The organism is Stenotrophomonas maltophilia R551-3, assembly GCF_000020665.1.
GTDB lineage: Bacteria > Pseudomonadota > Gammaproteobacteria > Xanthomonadales > Xanthomonadaceae > Stenotrophomonas > Stenotrophomonas maltophilia_L.
In genome coordinates this window covers 20,576-34,074 of sequence record NC_011071.1, presented here as the reverse complement: position 1 = coordinate 34,074, position 13,499 = coordinate 20,576, and the positions used below count along the sequence as shown (strand labels likewise).

The 13,499-nt window shown below is 64.9% G+C and carries 11 protein-coding genes; 5 read left to right on the top strand and 6 right to left on the bottom strand.

Annotated features, from left to right (window positions below; genetic code table 11):
• Positions 1–85: 85 nt before the first annotated feature.
• A complete protein-coding gene (locus tag SMAL_RS00135; protein WP_012509614.1) occupies positions 86–478 on the top strand; it encodes a hypothetical protein in 393 nt (130 codons plus the stop codon).
• Positions 479–549: 71 nt separating this feature from the next.
• Here the strand turns inward: SMAL_RS00135 and ligD are convergent, their stop codons facing one another.
• The 3 genes from ligD to SMAL_RS00120 form a co-directional block, all read right to left on the bottom strand.
• Positions 550–3,027 (bottom strand): DNA ligase D, encoded by a 2,478-nt coding sequence (gene ligD / locus SMAL_RS00130; protein WP_012509613.1) that lies wholly within the window; start codon positions 3,025–3,027, stop codon positions 550–552.
• Between the two features lie 3 nt (positions 3,028–3,030).
• Positions 3,031–3,936 (bottom strand): non-homologous end joining protein Ku, encoded by a 906-nt coding sequence (ku, locus tag SMAL_RS00125; protein ID WP_004132923.1) that lies wholly within the window; start codon positions 3,934–3,936, stop codon positions 3,031–3,033.
• 154 nt (positions 3,937–4,090) lie between these two features.
• A complete protein-coding gene (locus SMAL_RS00120) occupies positions 4,091–4,489 on the bottom strand; it encodes a hypothetical protein (protein WP_004132921.1) in 399 nt (132 codons plus the stop codon).
• A gap of 147 nt (positions 4,490–4,636) precedes the next feature.
• Here SMAL_RS00120 and SMAL_RS00115 point away from each other — a divergent pair, with 147 nt between their 5' ends.
• The gene (locus SMAL_RS00115; protein WP_012509612.1) at positions 4,637–4,981 is read left to right on the top strand and encodes a hypothetical protein; all 345 of its coding nucleotides are present in this window, start codon (positions 4,637–4,639) and stop codon (positions 4,979–4,981) included.
• Positions 4,982–5,209: 228 nt separating this feature from the next.
• Here SMAL_RS00115 and SMAL_RS00110 read toward each other — a convergent pair whose 3' ends face one another.
• Positions 5,210–7,303: a TonB-dependent receptor family protein gene (locus tag SMAL_RS00110; protein WP_012509611.1), complete on the bottom strand. Its 2,094-nt coding sequence runs from the start codon at positions 7,301–7,303 to the stop codon at positions 5,210–5,212.
• Between the two features lie 171 nt (positions 7,304–7,474).
• On the opposite strand from SMAL_RS00110, the gene SMAL_RS00105 reads away from it, so the two are divergent.
• From SMAL_RS00105 to SMAL_RS00095, 3 genes are all read left to right on the top strand, one after another.
• Positions 7,475–8,677: an amino acid aminotransferase gene (locus SMAL_RS00105; RefSeq protein ID WP_012509610.1), complete on the top strand. Its 1,203-nt coding sequence runs from the start codon at positions 7,475–7,477 to the stop codon at positions 8,675–8,677.
• Positions 8,678–9,009: 332 nt separating this feature from the next.
• Entirely contained in the window at positions 9,010–10,026 is a 1,017-nt protein-coding gene (locus SMAL_RS00100; protein WP_012509609.1) for a class 1 fructose-bisphosphatase, read from the top strand.
• A 107-nt stretch (positions 10,027–10,133) separates the two neighbouring features.
• Positions 10,134–10,841 (top strand): 2OG-Fe(II) oxygenase, encoded by a 708-nt coding sequence (locus SMAL_RS00095; protein WP_012509608.1) that lies wholly within the window; start codon positions 10,134–10,136, stop codon positions 10,839–10,841.
• A 60-nt stretch (positions 10,842–10,901) separates the two neighbouring features.
• On the opposite strand, the gene SMAL_RS00090 is transcribed toward SMAL_RS00095, so the two are convergent.
• Together SMAL_RS00090 and SMAL_RS00085 are read right to left on the bottom strand one after the other, a co-directional pair.
• Complete coding sequence (locus SMAL_RS00090; protein WP_012509607.1) at positions 10,902–11,084, bottom strand: hypothetical protein; 183 nt, start codon at positions 11,082–11,084, stop codon at positions 10,902–10,904.
• Positions 11,085–11,089: 5 nt separating this feature from the next.
• A complete protein-coding gene (locus SMAL_RS00085; protein WP_012509606.1) occupies positions 11,090–13,306 on the bottom strand; it encodes an RHS repeat-associated core domain-containing protein in 2,217 nt (738 codons plus the stop codon).
• Between the last annotated feature and the right edge of the window lie 193 nt (positions 13,307–13,499).

The window sequence follows — 13,499 nt, the reverse complement described above, 5'->3', positions numbered from 1 at the left end:
CGGATCCCATCCGTCCCTGACGGATGGGCTCTGACCTGTTGCAACCCGACGGCCTGACTGCTTCGCGCAGCCGTACAATGCGCGCATGCCCGGCCTGCTCAAAACCCTGTTCCTGTCCATCGTCGCCCTGATCGGCGGCGTGCTGTCGCTTGCGCTGGTCAGCAGCGTCGCCAGCTGGCTGCCCCCGCTGGTGGGCCTGTCGCCGGGCGATAGCAGCGTGCAACTGGGGTGGGACCTGGCCTTCAGCGTGCTCGGCGGCGTCGCCGGCATTTCCTTCGCCACCTACTACGCGCCGTGCTGGCCGCGTTCGCATGGTTTTTCGATCTGGTCGCTGATCGCGCTGGGCTGTGGTTACGCAGTGTGGACGGCCGGTGCGGATTTCCCGTTGTGGTTCGTCATTTCGCTGCTGGCGTCACTGCCGCTGCAGCTGCTGGCCGGCTGGTGGTTCGGTCGCCGCGCGTCGCGCGATCCGCGCTGAGCGCATCCAGGTAGTGCCGGCCACTGGCCGGCAACCTCGGCCATGCTACAGGTGCCGGCCAGCGGCCGGCACTACCGCTTCAGCGACGGCAGCGTCTGCTTCAACCGTTCAATGCCCTGCCATGGGTCACCCTTCAGCCGCTTGGCACGCGCCAGCGCCTTGGCCATCGGAAACGCGTCAGCCGCGCTCACCCGGGCCAGCTCTTCCCAGCGCAGCGGCACCGCCACGCCCGCACCATCGCGCGCGCGCAGCGACCACGAACAGACGCTGGTGGCCCCCCGCGTATTGCGCAGCCAGTCGATGAAGATGACGCCATTGCGCTTTGCCTTGCTCATCGTCGCCACGTAGCGATCAGGCTGCTCCAGCGCCATTGCCTGCGCGAACGCCTCGCAGAACGCCTTCGCCTCGTCCCAGCCTGCCTTGGGCTGCATCGGCACCACCACGTGCACGCCCTTACCACCGGACAGGCGTACGAAGCTCTTCAGGCCCACCTGCTGCAGGCGGTCACGCACATCGCGTGCACCGGCTTTCACCTGTGCCCAGCTGACGCCTTCGCCGGGATCGAGATCGAACACCAGGCGATCCGGATGCTCTGGATCGATCACGGTCGCGCCCCAAGGATGCAGCTCCAGGGTGTTCATCTGCACCAGCTGCAACAGGCCCCGTGCATCGTCGATATAGACATAATCCTCGCGGCCGCTCTTCTGTTGCAGCGGAACCGCGTGCACGGCATCGCCCAGGCCGGGACCGTGGTGCTTCTGGAAGAAGCAGGCCCTGCCCACGCCGTCCGGGCACCGGAGCAGTGACAGCGGACGTCCGGCAAGTTCGGGCAGGATCCAACGCGCCACGCGCTGGTAGTAGTCGGCCACGTCGCCCTTGCTCAGCTTCTCCTTTGGAAACACCACCCGCTCTGGATGAGTGATCTGGACCTCGCCTCCGGCTTCGGTATCGGCTGTGCTCATACCCAGATCCTCTTTCTGCTTGTCGCTGCGCAGCCGCTTGAAACTGGCCTGGCGCAGCAGGCCTTCCTTGCCCCAGCCACGGAATGCCACCTCCGCCACCGTCACCGGTTTCACCCAGCGCACGCTGGCGGCACGGAACGGCACATGCGCTGGCAGCTGCAGCACCGGTGCATTCACTGCCAACGGCTGCAGTGCCTTGAGCAGCGCGCGCAGGCTATCGTCGTCGAAGCCGGTGCCAACGCGGCCCACATAGCGCAGGCCAGCCTTGTCCGGCGTGGCCAGAAGCAGCGAACCAAATCCCACCCGGGAACCCTTGGGTGCCGTGTGGCCGACAATCACGAACTCGTCGGTGTCTTCGTGCTTCACTTTGACCCAGCTGCGCGCGCGGGTGTTCACATACGGCGCATCCACCTGCTTGCTGACGATGCCTTCGAAGCCGGCCCCACCGCTGGCGTCGAACACCTGCGGTCCATGGTCGATCACGTGTTCGCTGAAGGCCAGAGTGCCGGGCGCCGGCCCGATCAGATCCTTCAGCAGCGCCTTGCGTTCCAGCAACGGCACACGACTGATGTCCACGCCGGCCACCCCCGGAAGATCGAACACGATGTAGCGCAGCGGTTGCTTCGAACTACCGTCGATCACCCGCTGCAGCGCTGCGAAGTCGCTGCGTCCATCCGGATCCAGCACCACCAGTTCGCCGTCAAGCCGCGCATCACGCACCGGCAGTGCCAGCACGGCCTGTACCAGCTCGGGAAAATCATCAGTCCAATCCAGGCCGTTGCGGGAGCGGAGCTTCACCTCGCCATCGTGCAGATCGGCCAGCAGGCGATAACCATCCCACTTGATCTCGTGCAGCCAGCGCGCGCCGTCCGGCGCGCTGTCGCGATGATCGGTCAACTGCGGTTTGAACGCGCGTGGATAGGGCGTATCGCGTGCACCGTCCAGTTTCAGCGCGCGCGCATGCCAGCGCGCATCAGCCTTGCGTGTGGTCGTGCGTGCGGCAGCTGCAGCACGCTCTACGGAACGCTTCTTCGCCGCAGGCGCTCGTTTCGGCATCGGTGCCGTCAGCAGGTCATCCGCCTCGGCGTCGCGCGCTTCGCCATCGTCGCGCTTGATCAGCAGCCACTGCACCTGACGCCCTTTCATTGCCGTACGCACCAGCTTCCAGCCACCGGCCAGGCGTTGCCCGTGCAGCACGAAGTCGATCTTTCCAGCCGCCAGCGCCTGCAGTGGATCACCTTCACAGGCCCAGGTGCCGTGATCGAAGACATCCACGTGGCCAGCGCCATAGTGGCCTTCAGGAATGTCTCCTTCGAAACCGGCGTAGGACAACGGGTGATCTTCCACCTCCACGGCCAGCCGCTTCTCACCGACGCGCAGCGAAGGTCCCTTGGGCACGGCCCAGCTCTTCAGTACGCCGTCCATTTCCAGGCGGAAGTCATAGTGACGCGAGCTTGCGTGATGCAGCTGGATGACGAAGGTCGGCCGCCGCTTCGGATCGCCGCGTGCGGGCGTGTCGTCAGGCTCCGGCGTCTGTCCGGCGCCACCACCCAGTCTGCGCTTGCGCCGGTACTGGTGCAGCGACATGGCTCAACCTGCCTTGCGCCGGGTGGTCTTCTTCACGGCCTTTTTGGCGGCCTTCTTCGCAGCCTTCTTCGCCGGTGCCTTGCGCGTTGCCGTCTTCTTCGCGGGCGTGCGCTTGTTGGCGTCCAGGCTCTTCTGCAGCAACGCCATGAAATCCACCACATTGGTGGTGGCATCTTCACGCGGTGAGGGCTCGTCTTCCACCCGGGTAGTGCCGCCCTTGGATTTGATGCGCTTGTTCAATACCAGCTGCAGACGCTCGCGGAACTCATCGTGATACTGCGAAGGATCCCAGTCACCGGCCATTGACTCGATCAGCTGTTCGGCCATCGCTGTTTCCTTGCTGGTGATGCGGTAGTCGGACAGTTTTCCGGTGGGCAGCTTGTAGTCCTCGGGATCCACCAGCTCCTGCGGATAGCGCAGGATCATCAGCACCAGCGCGTCCTCATGCGGCATCACCGCGCACAGGTATTCGCGCGTGCGCACCACCACCCGCGCGATGCCCACCTTGCCGGTACTGCGCAATGTCTCGCGCAGCAGCACGTAGCCCTTTTCGGCCTTCTTTCCGGGTACCAGCAGATACGGTTTCTCGTAGTAACGCGGGTCGATCTGCGCCGCGTCCACGAACGATTCCACTTCCACCGCTTCGTGGCTTTCCGGCGCGGCCGAACGGATATCGCCTTCCTCCAGCACGACGTAGCTGCCCTTGTCGTACTCGTAGGCTTTGACGATGTCCTTCCACGGCACCTCCTCGCCGGTATCGGCGTTGACCCGCTCGAAGCGGATCGGCTTGCGGTCACGGGAGTCGAGCATGCGGAACTGCAGATCGACTTTGCGTTCGCCGGACATCAGAGACACCGGCACGTTGAGCAGGCCAAACGACAGCGTGCCGGTCCAGATCGGGCGAGCCATGGGTGCACCTTTGGCGGGGCAGGGTGCCCAGCGTGGGCCGGAGGGCGTAAACCAGCCGTGTCCGTGCCGTGCACGTGGGTTCTACGGAACACGGTAGTGCCGGCCGCTGGCCGGCAACCACAGCACACCTGAGCCTGTACGCAGAACCCCAGCGCTACTGCAGCAACGGCCTCACCGCTGCCGCCGGGATATGGTCCAGTGCGCGCCACGCATCTTCCACCACCGGCCGCGCCTGCGACCAGCTCAAGCGCGAGTGCCCACGCATCTGTTCCCAGTGCTCGGCCAGCTCCTCGCAGGTATCGGCGGCGTCACCGCGCGGCCAGTCGGCGGCATGCGTGGTCAGCGCAAAGGCGTAGACCGGGCAGAGGTCACGCCAATTGCGATGGCTCTGGCCACGGCGCTCTTCGTAATCGCTCAGCATGTACTGCAGGTAGTCCTGCGCCACCGCCTGCGGGTCCTCGTGGCGACGCGTGCGGCGCTGAGCTGTGCGCTGGCCGAGCGGATCGAGCAGGGCGTTGAACACGGACGGTGCGGGTCGTTCAAGACGGGGCATGGCCGGCTCCTGCAGCGGGGGCGGGTGGGCAGGAATACGCGCGGTCCCGTTACCGGGGGGTGAGCGAGATGTTCATGACGCCAGGTTCGCGGCGGCTTTACCTTGCGAGCGGTGTAGTGGGAGCCCCCGAGCGCAGGTAGCCAGACCATGAGCCGAGAGACCTCCCGTGACCCGCTGCGGGAAAACCACCCGCCCATTCCCGGCGAGCAGCGCGGTAAGCGCGATGCCGACAACGCCGACTACCGCGGCACCGGCGCACCGTTCTTCGACGCCGAACACGGTGGCGAGCATCTGCCGGTGAAGCACGAGTCTGAACAGGCCGCGCTGGACCGCAAGGACGGCGGCGACCGCCATCGTGGCGGCCAGGAAAGTCCGCTCAAGCGCCGCGAGCGCAAGCAGCATGCCAGCGACAACCAGGACGAGGCGCTGGAGGAGACCTTCCCGGCCAGCGACCCGACCTCGCCGTTCGTACCGGCCAAGGCCCCCGACTGACCGGTAGTGCCGGCCGCTGGCCGGCAACCCCCTGACGTCCTGCACGGCGCGATTCTGGCCAGGGCCCCGATTTACGGGTAGTGCCGGCCGCTGGCCGGCAACCCCCTGACATCCTGCACGGCGCGATGCCGGCCAGGGCCCCCGATTTACGGGTAGTGCCGGCCGCTGGCCGGCAACCTCCTGACGTCCTGCACGGCGCGATGCCGGCCAGCGGCCGGCACTACCACTTCAACGCCACGACCACTGCAGCCCGAGGCTGGCCCGTCGTCCCGGTCCCGGCTCGTAGAAGCGGCCATTGCCGTCATTGACGATCACCGAGCCAATGTAGGCCTGGTCCAGCACGTTCTCCAACCGCGCGAAGGCACGCAGCTCGCCGCCCGGCAGGGTCCAGCGGCGGCCGCCTTCCACGTGCAGCAGCGCGTAGCCTGGCGCGCGCTCGGTGGCCACGTCGTTGACCACGGTATCGCTGCTGGCGGACGCCTCCAGCGCCCACTGCCAGTCAGCGGGTGTCCACTGCAGCCGGGCGAAGGCCTGTTGGCGCGGCACACCAGGCAGACGGCTGCCCGCGGCGACCACGTTGTTCGAGGTCAGGTACGGCGAGCGCACCTGCGCCTGCAGCCAGGTCCATGCCAGCTGCAGTTCCAGCTGCTCGGCCAAGGGCTGGCGATACTGTAGTTCCACGCCTTGGCGACGGGTGCGACCGATATTGCGGTAGGTACTGCGCCCGCCGATGTTGCTGGCAACGGCCAACTCATCGTCGGTATCTGCGCGGAACAGGCTGATATCAAGCTGGGTTCCGTCCTGTGCGTGCCATTTGCTGCCTACCTCCAGATTGCGGCTGCGCGCGGCCGCCAGATCCAGTGCCAATCCCGCTTGGCCGTCGGCGCGATAACCCAGTTCGTTGAAGGTGGGGGTCTCGAAACCACGCCCCACGGCCGCGTGCAGCCGCCACTGCGGGCTGGCTTCGAAGCTGACGCCTGCCACCGGCGTGGTCGCCTGGTAGCGTCGGCGGCCGCTGTCGTCCGGATTGCGCCCGGTGATGTAGCGGTCATCGGATTCGAAGCGCACCGCGCTGTGGCGCAGCCCGGCCAGCAGCGACCAGCGCGGGCTCCACTGCCACCAGGCCTGGGCGAACTGGTCCACGTTCTGCACCGTGTCGATCTGGTCGCGGCGCAGGCGTCCGCGCACGCCGAGGGCGCTGCCGATGAAGTTCTCGTAGCCGGTGCGGTGCTGGCGCTGGCGGTCCGCACTGAGCCCGGCCACCAGATCCAGCGGTCGACCGGCGAGGTCGCCGTGCCAGCCCCAGCGCGCGTCCAATCCGCCGTAGCCGCCCTCCAGATCGATCACCCCGCCGGCATGCAGCGGGCTGTTGGTCTGGGCTGCAGGCGGAATCGGCAGGTACTGGCGCACCGCGCGCTGCCCGGCATAGCCCATCAGTTGCCAGCGCTGGGCGTCGGTTTCGCGGGTCCAACGCAACCCGGCCTGCTGCTGGCGCACCGATTTGCGGGTGTTGTACTGGTGCGCCACCGCAGTGGCCTGGCGTGGGTCGGCCGCCACCTGCGCGCGGGTCAGGCCCAGCGGGTCCTGCGCATCCGGCGCATCCAGCGCGTTGAGCAGCAGCTCCAGTCGCCCACCGCCCAGATCGCCGCCGATGCGCGCGGTGAGCGATTCGCGGCGCGCGCGGCTGTGTTCGCGCCAGCCATCGGTGCGGAAGTGATTGGCGGCGATGTTGTAGTCCAGCCCGTGGCTGGCTCCCTTCAGCTGCGCGCCGATGCTGAGCGTGTTGTCGGCACCTGCGTTGAGGCGCAACCGCCACGGGTCGCTGGCCTGGCCCTGCGCGCTCCACACCTGCAGCACGCCGCCGGAGGAATTGCCGTACAGCGCCGAGAACGGCCCGCGCAGCACCTCGATGCGTTCGGCACCCAGCAGGCTGGCATGCGACAGCTGGCCCTGGCCATCGGGCATGGTCGCGGGCACCCCGTCGATCAACACCCGCACGCCGCGCACACCGAAGGTCGAGCGCGCGCCAAAGCCACGGATCGACAGCTGCGTGTCCTGGGCGAAGTTCTGCCGATCGCGCGCCAGCAGTCCCGGCACCCCGGCCAGTGCCTCGGACAACTGCACGCTGTTGCCGGCCCGGCCGGCGTCGATCCAGACCGTGTCCTGGCTGGCCGGCAGCGCGAACGGGTCGATGCCCGGCACCCGCGCCGCCTGCACCTGCACGGCGGGCAGGGCGATGGGCGCAGGCTCGGCCATGGCCGCCAGTGGCGACAGCAGCAGGGCGGACAACGGCAGGCAGTGGCGTCGTGCGGCGGGATTCATGATTCAGGTTGATGGATCAGGCGGCAACGCACGCCATGGTACGGGGCTGCGGATGACGATGGCGGCGGCCAGCCCCGGCAGGCTTTGTTACGATGGGCTGTTTCCGGCCGAAAAGCCGCAGACCGCGTGGCGCAATTCCTCCCCCTTTCCGTCTACCGAACGAGTACCGCCGTGTCCTTCTTTGCAAACGTGGAACTGGTCCCAGGCGACCCGATCCTGGGCCTGACCGAGGCGTACAACGCCGACAGCCGCCCGACCAAGGTCAACCTGGGTGTGGGCATCTACTACGACGAGAGCGGCCGCATTCCGCTGCTGCGCGCCGTCAAGCAGATCGAGCAGCAGCTCGCCAACGAGGCCAAACCGCGCGGCTACCTGCCGATCGATGGCCTGCCGGCGTACACGCAGGCGACGCGTGAGCTGGTGTTCGGCAAGGACTCGCCGCTGCTGGCCGCCGGCCGCGTCACCACCGCACAGACCGTCGGTGGCAGCGGTGCGCTGCGTGTCGGCGCCGATGTGCTGAAGAAGCTGCTGCCGCACGCCACCGTTGCACTGAGCAACCCGAGCTGGGAAAACCATCGCGCCGTGTTCAGCGCCGCCGGCTTCGAGGTGGTGGATTACACCTACTTCGACCCGACCACCCATGGCGTCAACTTCGATGGCCTGCTGGCCGACCTCGGCAAGCTGGAAGCCGGCACCGTGGTGCTGCTGCACGCCTGCTGCCACAACCCCACCGGCGCCGACCTCACGGTCACCCAGTGGAAGCAGGTCGCGCAGCTGCTGAAGGACAAGCAACTGTTCCCCTTCATCGACATGGCCTACCAGGGCTTCGACAAGGGCATCGAGCAGGACGGCGCTGCCGTGCGCATCATCGCCGAAGCCGGCATCGACAGCTTCATCGTCGCCAACTCGTACTCCAAGTCGTTCTCGCTGTACGGCGAGCGCGTGGGTGCGCTGTCGATGGTGGCGCCGACCGCTGCTGACGCCAAGGCCGTGCAGTCGCAGGTCAAGCGCGTGATCCGCACCATCTACTCCAGCCCGTCCACCCATGGTGCCGCGCTGGTGGCAGGCGTGCTGACCAACCCGGAACTGCGCGCGATGTGGGAGCAGGAGCTGACCGAGATGCGCGAGCGCATCCACGCACTGCGCCAGGGCCTGGTCGAGAAGCTGGCCGCTGCCGGTGCCCCGCAGTTCGGCTTCATCAACGAACAGGCCGGCATGTTCTCCTACTCCGGCCTGAGCCGTGAGCAGGTCGAGCGCCTGCGCGACGAGTTCGGCATCTACGCCGTCGGCACCGGCCGCATCTGCGTGGCCGCGCTGAACCAGAACAACCTGGAATACGTCGCCAAGGCCGTGGCCACCGTCGCCAAGGGCTGAAACAACGCTCCAGTAGCTTGAAGACAAAGGCGCCGAAAGGCGCCTTTGTTTTTGCTCTTGCTCTTGCCATCCCACCGCGCTCGCGGCGAACCCTGAAGCGCGCGGGAGGGGGAGGCGATGCAGGACCGTTGGCGCCATGGATGGCGCCATCGAGCTTACATGGACGTACTTGCAGCGTGTCCTGCATCGCCTCCCCCTCCCGTGAGCCTCGACAAAAGGAAGGCGCCACGAGCGCAACGCATCTGGAAACGATTACGCCTTCCCGCGCTCACGCACGGCCCCGCCATACGGGCGACAATAGGCGTTTTCCCGCTGCCGAGACCTGCCCGCTCATGTCCCGTACTTCGTTGACCCGCTTCCTGATCCAGGAACAGCACGCCGGCCGCATCAACGCCGACCTGCGCCAGCTGATCGCCGTGGTCGCCCGCGCCTGCACCAGCATCTCCATTGCCGTCAGCAAGGGCGCCCTCGGTGGCGTGCTCGGCGACGCCGGTACCGGCAACGTGCAGGGCGAAGCGCAGAAGAAGCTGGATGTGATCAGCAACGAGATCCTGCTCGAAGCCAACGCCTGGGGCGGCCATCTCGCCGCTTGTGCTTCGGAAGAAATGGACCACAGCCAGCCGGTGCCGGACATCTATCCGCGTGGTGACTTCCTGCTGCTGTTCGATCCCCTCGATGGCAGCTCCAACATCGACGTCAACGTCTCCGTCGGCACCATCTTCTCGGTGCTGCGCTGCCCGACCAATGTCGAACTGCCGGGCGATGACGCCTTCCTGCAGCCGGGCAGCAAGCAGATCGCCGCCGGCTACTGCATCTACGGGCCCAGCACGCAGCTGGTGCTGACCGTCGGCCACGGTACCCACGCCTTCACCCTGGATCGCGAGAAGGGTGAGTTCGTGCTGACCACCGAGAACATGCAGATTCCGGCGGCCACCCAGGAATTCGCCATCAACATGTCCAACCAGCGTCACTGGGAAGCGCCGATGCAGGCGTACGTCGGCGATCTGCTGGCGGGCAAGGAAGGCGCGCGCGGCAAGAACTTCAACATGCGCTGGATCGCCAGCATGGTCGCCGACGTGCATCGCATCCTGACCCGCGGCGGCATCTTCATCTACCCGTGGGACAAAAAGGATCCGTCCAAGGCCGGCAAGCTGCGCCTGATGTACGAAGCCAACCCGATGGGCCTGCTGGTCGAGCAGGCCGGTGGCGCTGCCTGGACCGGTCGCGAGCGCATCCTCGACATCCAGCCCGACCAGCTGCACCAGCGCGTGCCGGTGTTCCTCGGCTCGCGCGAGGAAGTGGCCGAGGCCGTGCGCTACCACCACGCGCACGACGACGCGCGGGGCTGATGCAAGTCTCCCGACAACGGTCATGGCAGAACGATGACATGACCGTAGGGTGACACCGAGGGCGGCAAACGGCACCATCAAGCCATTGCCGCCTAAGGAATGCACGCATGCACGAGCAGGGCCCGGTCGATTTCATCGAAGTCATCCACAACGCCGTCCCCAGCGAGGTCTGCGCGGCCATCGTTGAGCGCCTGCGCGCTACGCGTGGCCTGCAGCCCGGTGCGGTGGGCAGTGGTGTGTTCCCGGAACTCAAGCACAGCAAGGATCTGCGCATCAGTGGCCTGGGCGGCTGGCAGGATGTCGATCAGCAGCTGCAGATCGCGGTGTTCAATGGCCTGCTGACTTATCTACGCCGTTATCCACAGGCGTTGATTGCGCCGCTGATGTTGCAGATCCAGGACAGCAACGGCCAACCGCGACGCCTGTCTGCCGAGGACTTCCCCGACATGCCGCAGCAGCAGCTGGCCGATCTGGCCCGCACCTGCCTGCGCCCGGGCGCGATCAACCTGCAGTGGTATGCGGCGGGCGAGGGCGGCTACCCGTACTGGCACTGCGAGCTGTACCCGAAGGATGCGCAGGCCGAGACCCTGCACCGGCATGTGCTGTGGACGCTGTACCTCAACGACGACTTCGAAGAGGGCGAAACCGAGTTCCTGTTCCAGGGGCGGAAGATCGCACCTCGTACCGGCAGCTTGCTGATCGCGCCGACTGCGTTCACCCACACCCATCGTGGCAACAGGCCGCAAGGTGGAGACAAGTTCATCGCGACCAGCTGGATTCTGTTCCAGAGTGCGCAGAAGTTGTTTGGGGGGTGACGCCGAGCTGCTCGACGATATCGCTTGCTCGACTTCGTTCCACTTTCAGTCGAGCAATCTCTACCGTGGGCGACGGCGATAGAGGATCGTGCCCGCCGCTGCACCGAACACTGCCACACCGAAGCCAACGAGCTCTTCTTCTCCAAGCGTGCCACCCGACATCAGCTTGCCGGCCGTCAGCAACAGGACGTTCAATGGAAGCATCCACAGGAACGCGATGCCAAGCCAGTAGATAATCTTCATTTCATCTATTTCCCACCACAGTCACAAGGAGATGCAGGTCCGCCGCCATTTTCTTTGATGCCCTTGGCGATTTCGTGCGCATCCGACAGCTTAGCGGTTCCTTTCAGAACACTTCGAATTCCTTTGCTTAGACTGGTGATTGTATTGAAGTTACTCACGTAGCGACCTATCTGGGCTCCCTGCCATCCCAATAGTGATCCGCCCACTTTTTCCAAAGCCGGTGTCCTCTCTTTCCCGTCAAACGCGGTCGCCAGGTTGTTGGCTCCATCGTGGAAGGTGGCCAAGCCCATTGCCGCCACCGTCAAACCAACGAGTCCGCCATCTTCGCTTCCTGCGACCGCTGCAATGATGGAGTCAGCACTACCCGCAGTTATTGCACCGACGCCAGCCGCCATATCGGCTGCTCCCAGGATTGCTCCGACATAATCCGTCTTGCAGAGACCCAATGGATCGAACCCGGTGACTGGGTTTCCTTCGGCGTACGCGTAGGTATTCAGTCCCCCTGCCAACCCGATCGGATCACTCTGCACATACCGGCCGATGCTCGCGTCATAGTCGCGGAAGCCGTTGTACCAGAGTCCGCTTTCCACATCGTAGTACTGGCCCGGGAAGCCAATGTTCAACCCTCCGATCTCATCCTTCTGGACGCTGCGGCCGTACGCATAGTTGTACGCCTTCCAGACGGTCTGCTGGCTCGGGCTGGTGACGAACTCCGGGCGTCCAAGATGATCGGTATGCACATAATTGTGCTGCCCGCTGCGAGCCAAACCCACCAGTTCACCTTCGAACCAGAAATAGTTGGTCCACACGCCATTGTTCAGCTCGGTCATGAGCTGGTTCTGGCCAGCGTAGAAGTAGCGGCTGTTGATGTTCTTGTTGACCTTCGCAACGCGCTGCCCCTGCGCATTGAGCACATAGTCAGTCGCAGTGCCACCGATGTTGCTGCGGCTCATGCGATTGAAGGCGTCGTATTCGTAGGTGCTGATCCGGCTGCCTGCGGTCTCGCTGATACGATTTCCCAATGCGTCGTACTGGTACTGACGGCTGCCGTCCTGGTTGGTGTAGTTCAGCACCCGGTTGCTCCCCGGGTCGATGCTGTATTGGGTCAGCTGATTTCCTGCCTGATAGCGGTCGTGATTGCCGCCGGCATCGTAGGAAAGATTGTTGATGACACCGAAGCGGGTCAGCTTGGTCATACGACTCAACGCGTCGTAGCCGATCAACTGCGTCATGTTCGGGTCGACAGCGTCGACAATGGCGGTGATTTCGCCATCGGCGCTGTACTGATAGTCCCAATAGCTGACCTTGCTGCCATTGGGTCCCCAGACCGACATTGCGGTCAGCCGCCCCTCCTGATCGTGGTTGTAGCCCCGGGCAAGTCCGTTGCCGTAGGCCAGCCACTCATGCGCTCCCGTGACCTTCCAGTTGGCCTGGGAAATGATTGAACGCTGAGTCCCGTCGACCGTCGCCGTCAACGCACTTGGTTTTCCTTGGGAGCCATATGTGTAGGTCGCCTTGTCACCGTTGGGATAGATGATCTGGCTCAGGCGATTGATGCCGTCGTATCCATAGGTGGTGCTGTAGTCCGTCTTCTGACCAGACAGATCGGTGAAGTCGCGCCGTATCTGCAGCTGACCGTTCGGTGTATAGGCAAAATGGGTGGCGGTTCCGGGCCCTGAAGTGCCGCACATCTGACCCTTACCGTTGCCGCACCAATCGTAGCTATAACCCATTGTTCGGCCTTCTGCGCTCGCAGAAGTCATTCGTCCCAGACCGTCGTAGCCGAAGGAGACAACGCTGCCATCGGCCCGCGTCGTCGATGTCCGCAGACCTGCAGCATCGTACTGGTGCTGTGTCGTTCCCGTATCCGGACTCACCTGTTTCCACATCTGGCCGAAACCATCGAATTCGTAGGTGGTAACGAGATTGCGGGGATCGCTCACACGGACCGGGCGATCTGCCAGGTCGTAGGCAATCTGGGTCGTGCCCCCGACGGCGTCGATTGATTTGATCAGGCGTCCACGCGGATCGTAGCTCATACGGGTGACACGATTCTGCGAATCGGTCACCTGCGTGACGCGTCCCTCCGCGTCATAGGCATAGCGTACGTTCTGTACCCCATTACCGCGCTCGACGATCACGCGGCCCAGTTCGTCGTACTCATATGTGTTGACGGAGACAACAGCGTTCAGCCCGATCAGGGCAAGCGTCAGTGCTGGCATATGGATGGTCCTTTCTTACCGAAGGCGTTCGCAGACGCTGCGACAGCAACTTCCCTTGTTGTTCTCGACCGACTGAAAGACGTTTGCTTCCACGCCCCAAGCCGCACCACCGGACGCAGTTCTCGCGCAGTACCTGTAGTTCACCCTCTGGATAACAGCATTCGATGGGATGAGGGGTAAGGTCAGTGTGGTC

Coding starts and splice junctions, on each gene's coding strand:
- SMAL_RS00135 (WP_012509614.1), top strand. CDS start 86: ATGCCCGGCCTGCTCAAAACCCTGTTCCTGTCCATCGTCGCCCTGATC.
- ligD (WP_012509613.1), bottom strand. CDS start 3,027: ATGTCGCTGCACCAGTACCGGCGCAAGCGCAGACTGGGTGGTGGCGCC.
- ku (WP_004132923.1), bottom strand. CDS start 3,936: ATGGCTCGCCCGATCTGGACCGGCACGCTGTCGTTTGGCCTGCTCAAC.
- SMAL_RS00120 (WP_004132921.1), bottom strand. CDS start 4,489: ATGCCCCGTCTTGAACGACCCGCACCGTCCGTGTTCAACGCCCTGCTC.
- SMAL_RS00115 (WP_012509612.1), top strand. CDS start 4,637: ATGAGCCGAGAGACCTCCCGTGACCCGCTGCGGGAAAACCACCCGCCC.
- SMAL_RS00110 (WP_012509611.1), bottom strand. CDS start 7,303: ATGAATCCCGCCGCACGACGCCACTGCCTGCCGTTGTCCGCCCTGCTG.
- SMAL_RS00100 (WP_012509609.1), top strand. CDS start 9,010: ATGTCCCGTACTTCGTTGACCCGCTTCCTGATCCAGGAACAGCACGCC.
- SMAL_RS00095 (WP_012509608.1), top strand. CDS start 10,134: ATGCACGAGCAGGGCCCGGTCGATTTCATCGAAGTCATCCACAACGCC.
- SMAL_RS00090 (WP_012509607.1), bottom strand. CDS start 11,084: ATGAAGATTATCTACTGGCTTGGCATCGCGTTCCTGTGGATGCTTCCA.
- SMAL_RS00085 (WP_012509606.1), bottom strand. CDS start 13,306: ATGCCAGCACTGACGCTTGCCCTGATCGGGCTGAACGCTGTTGTCTCC.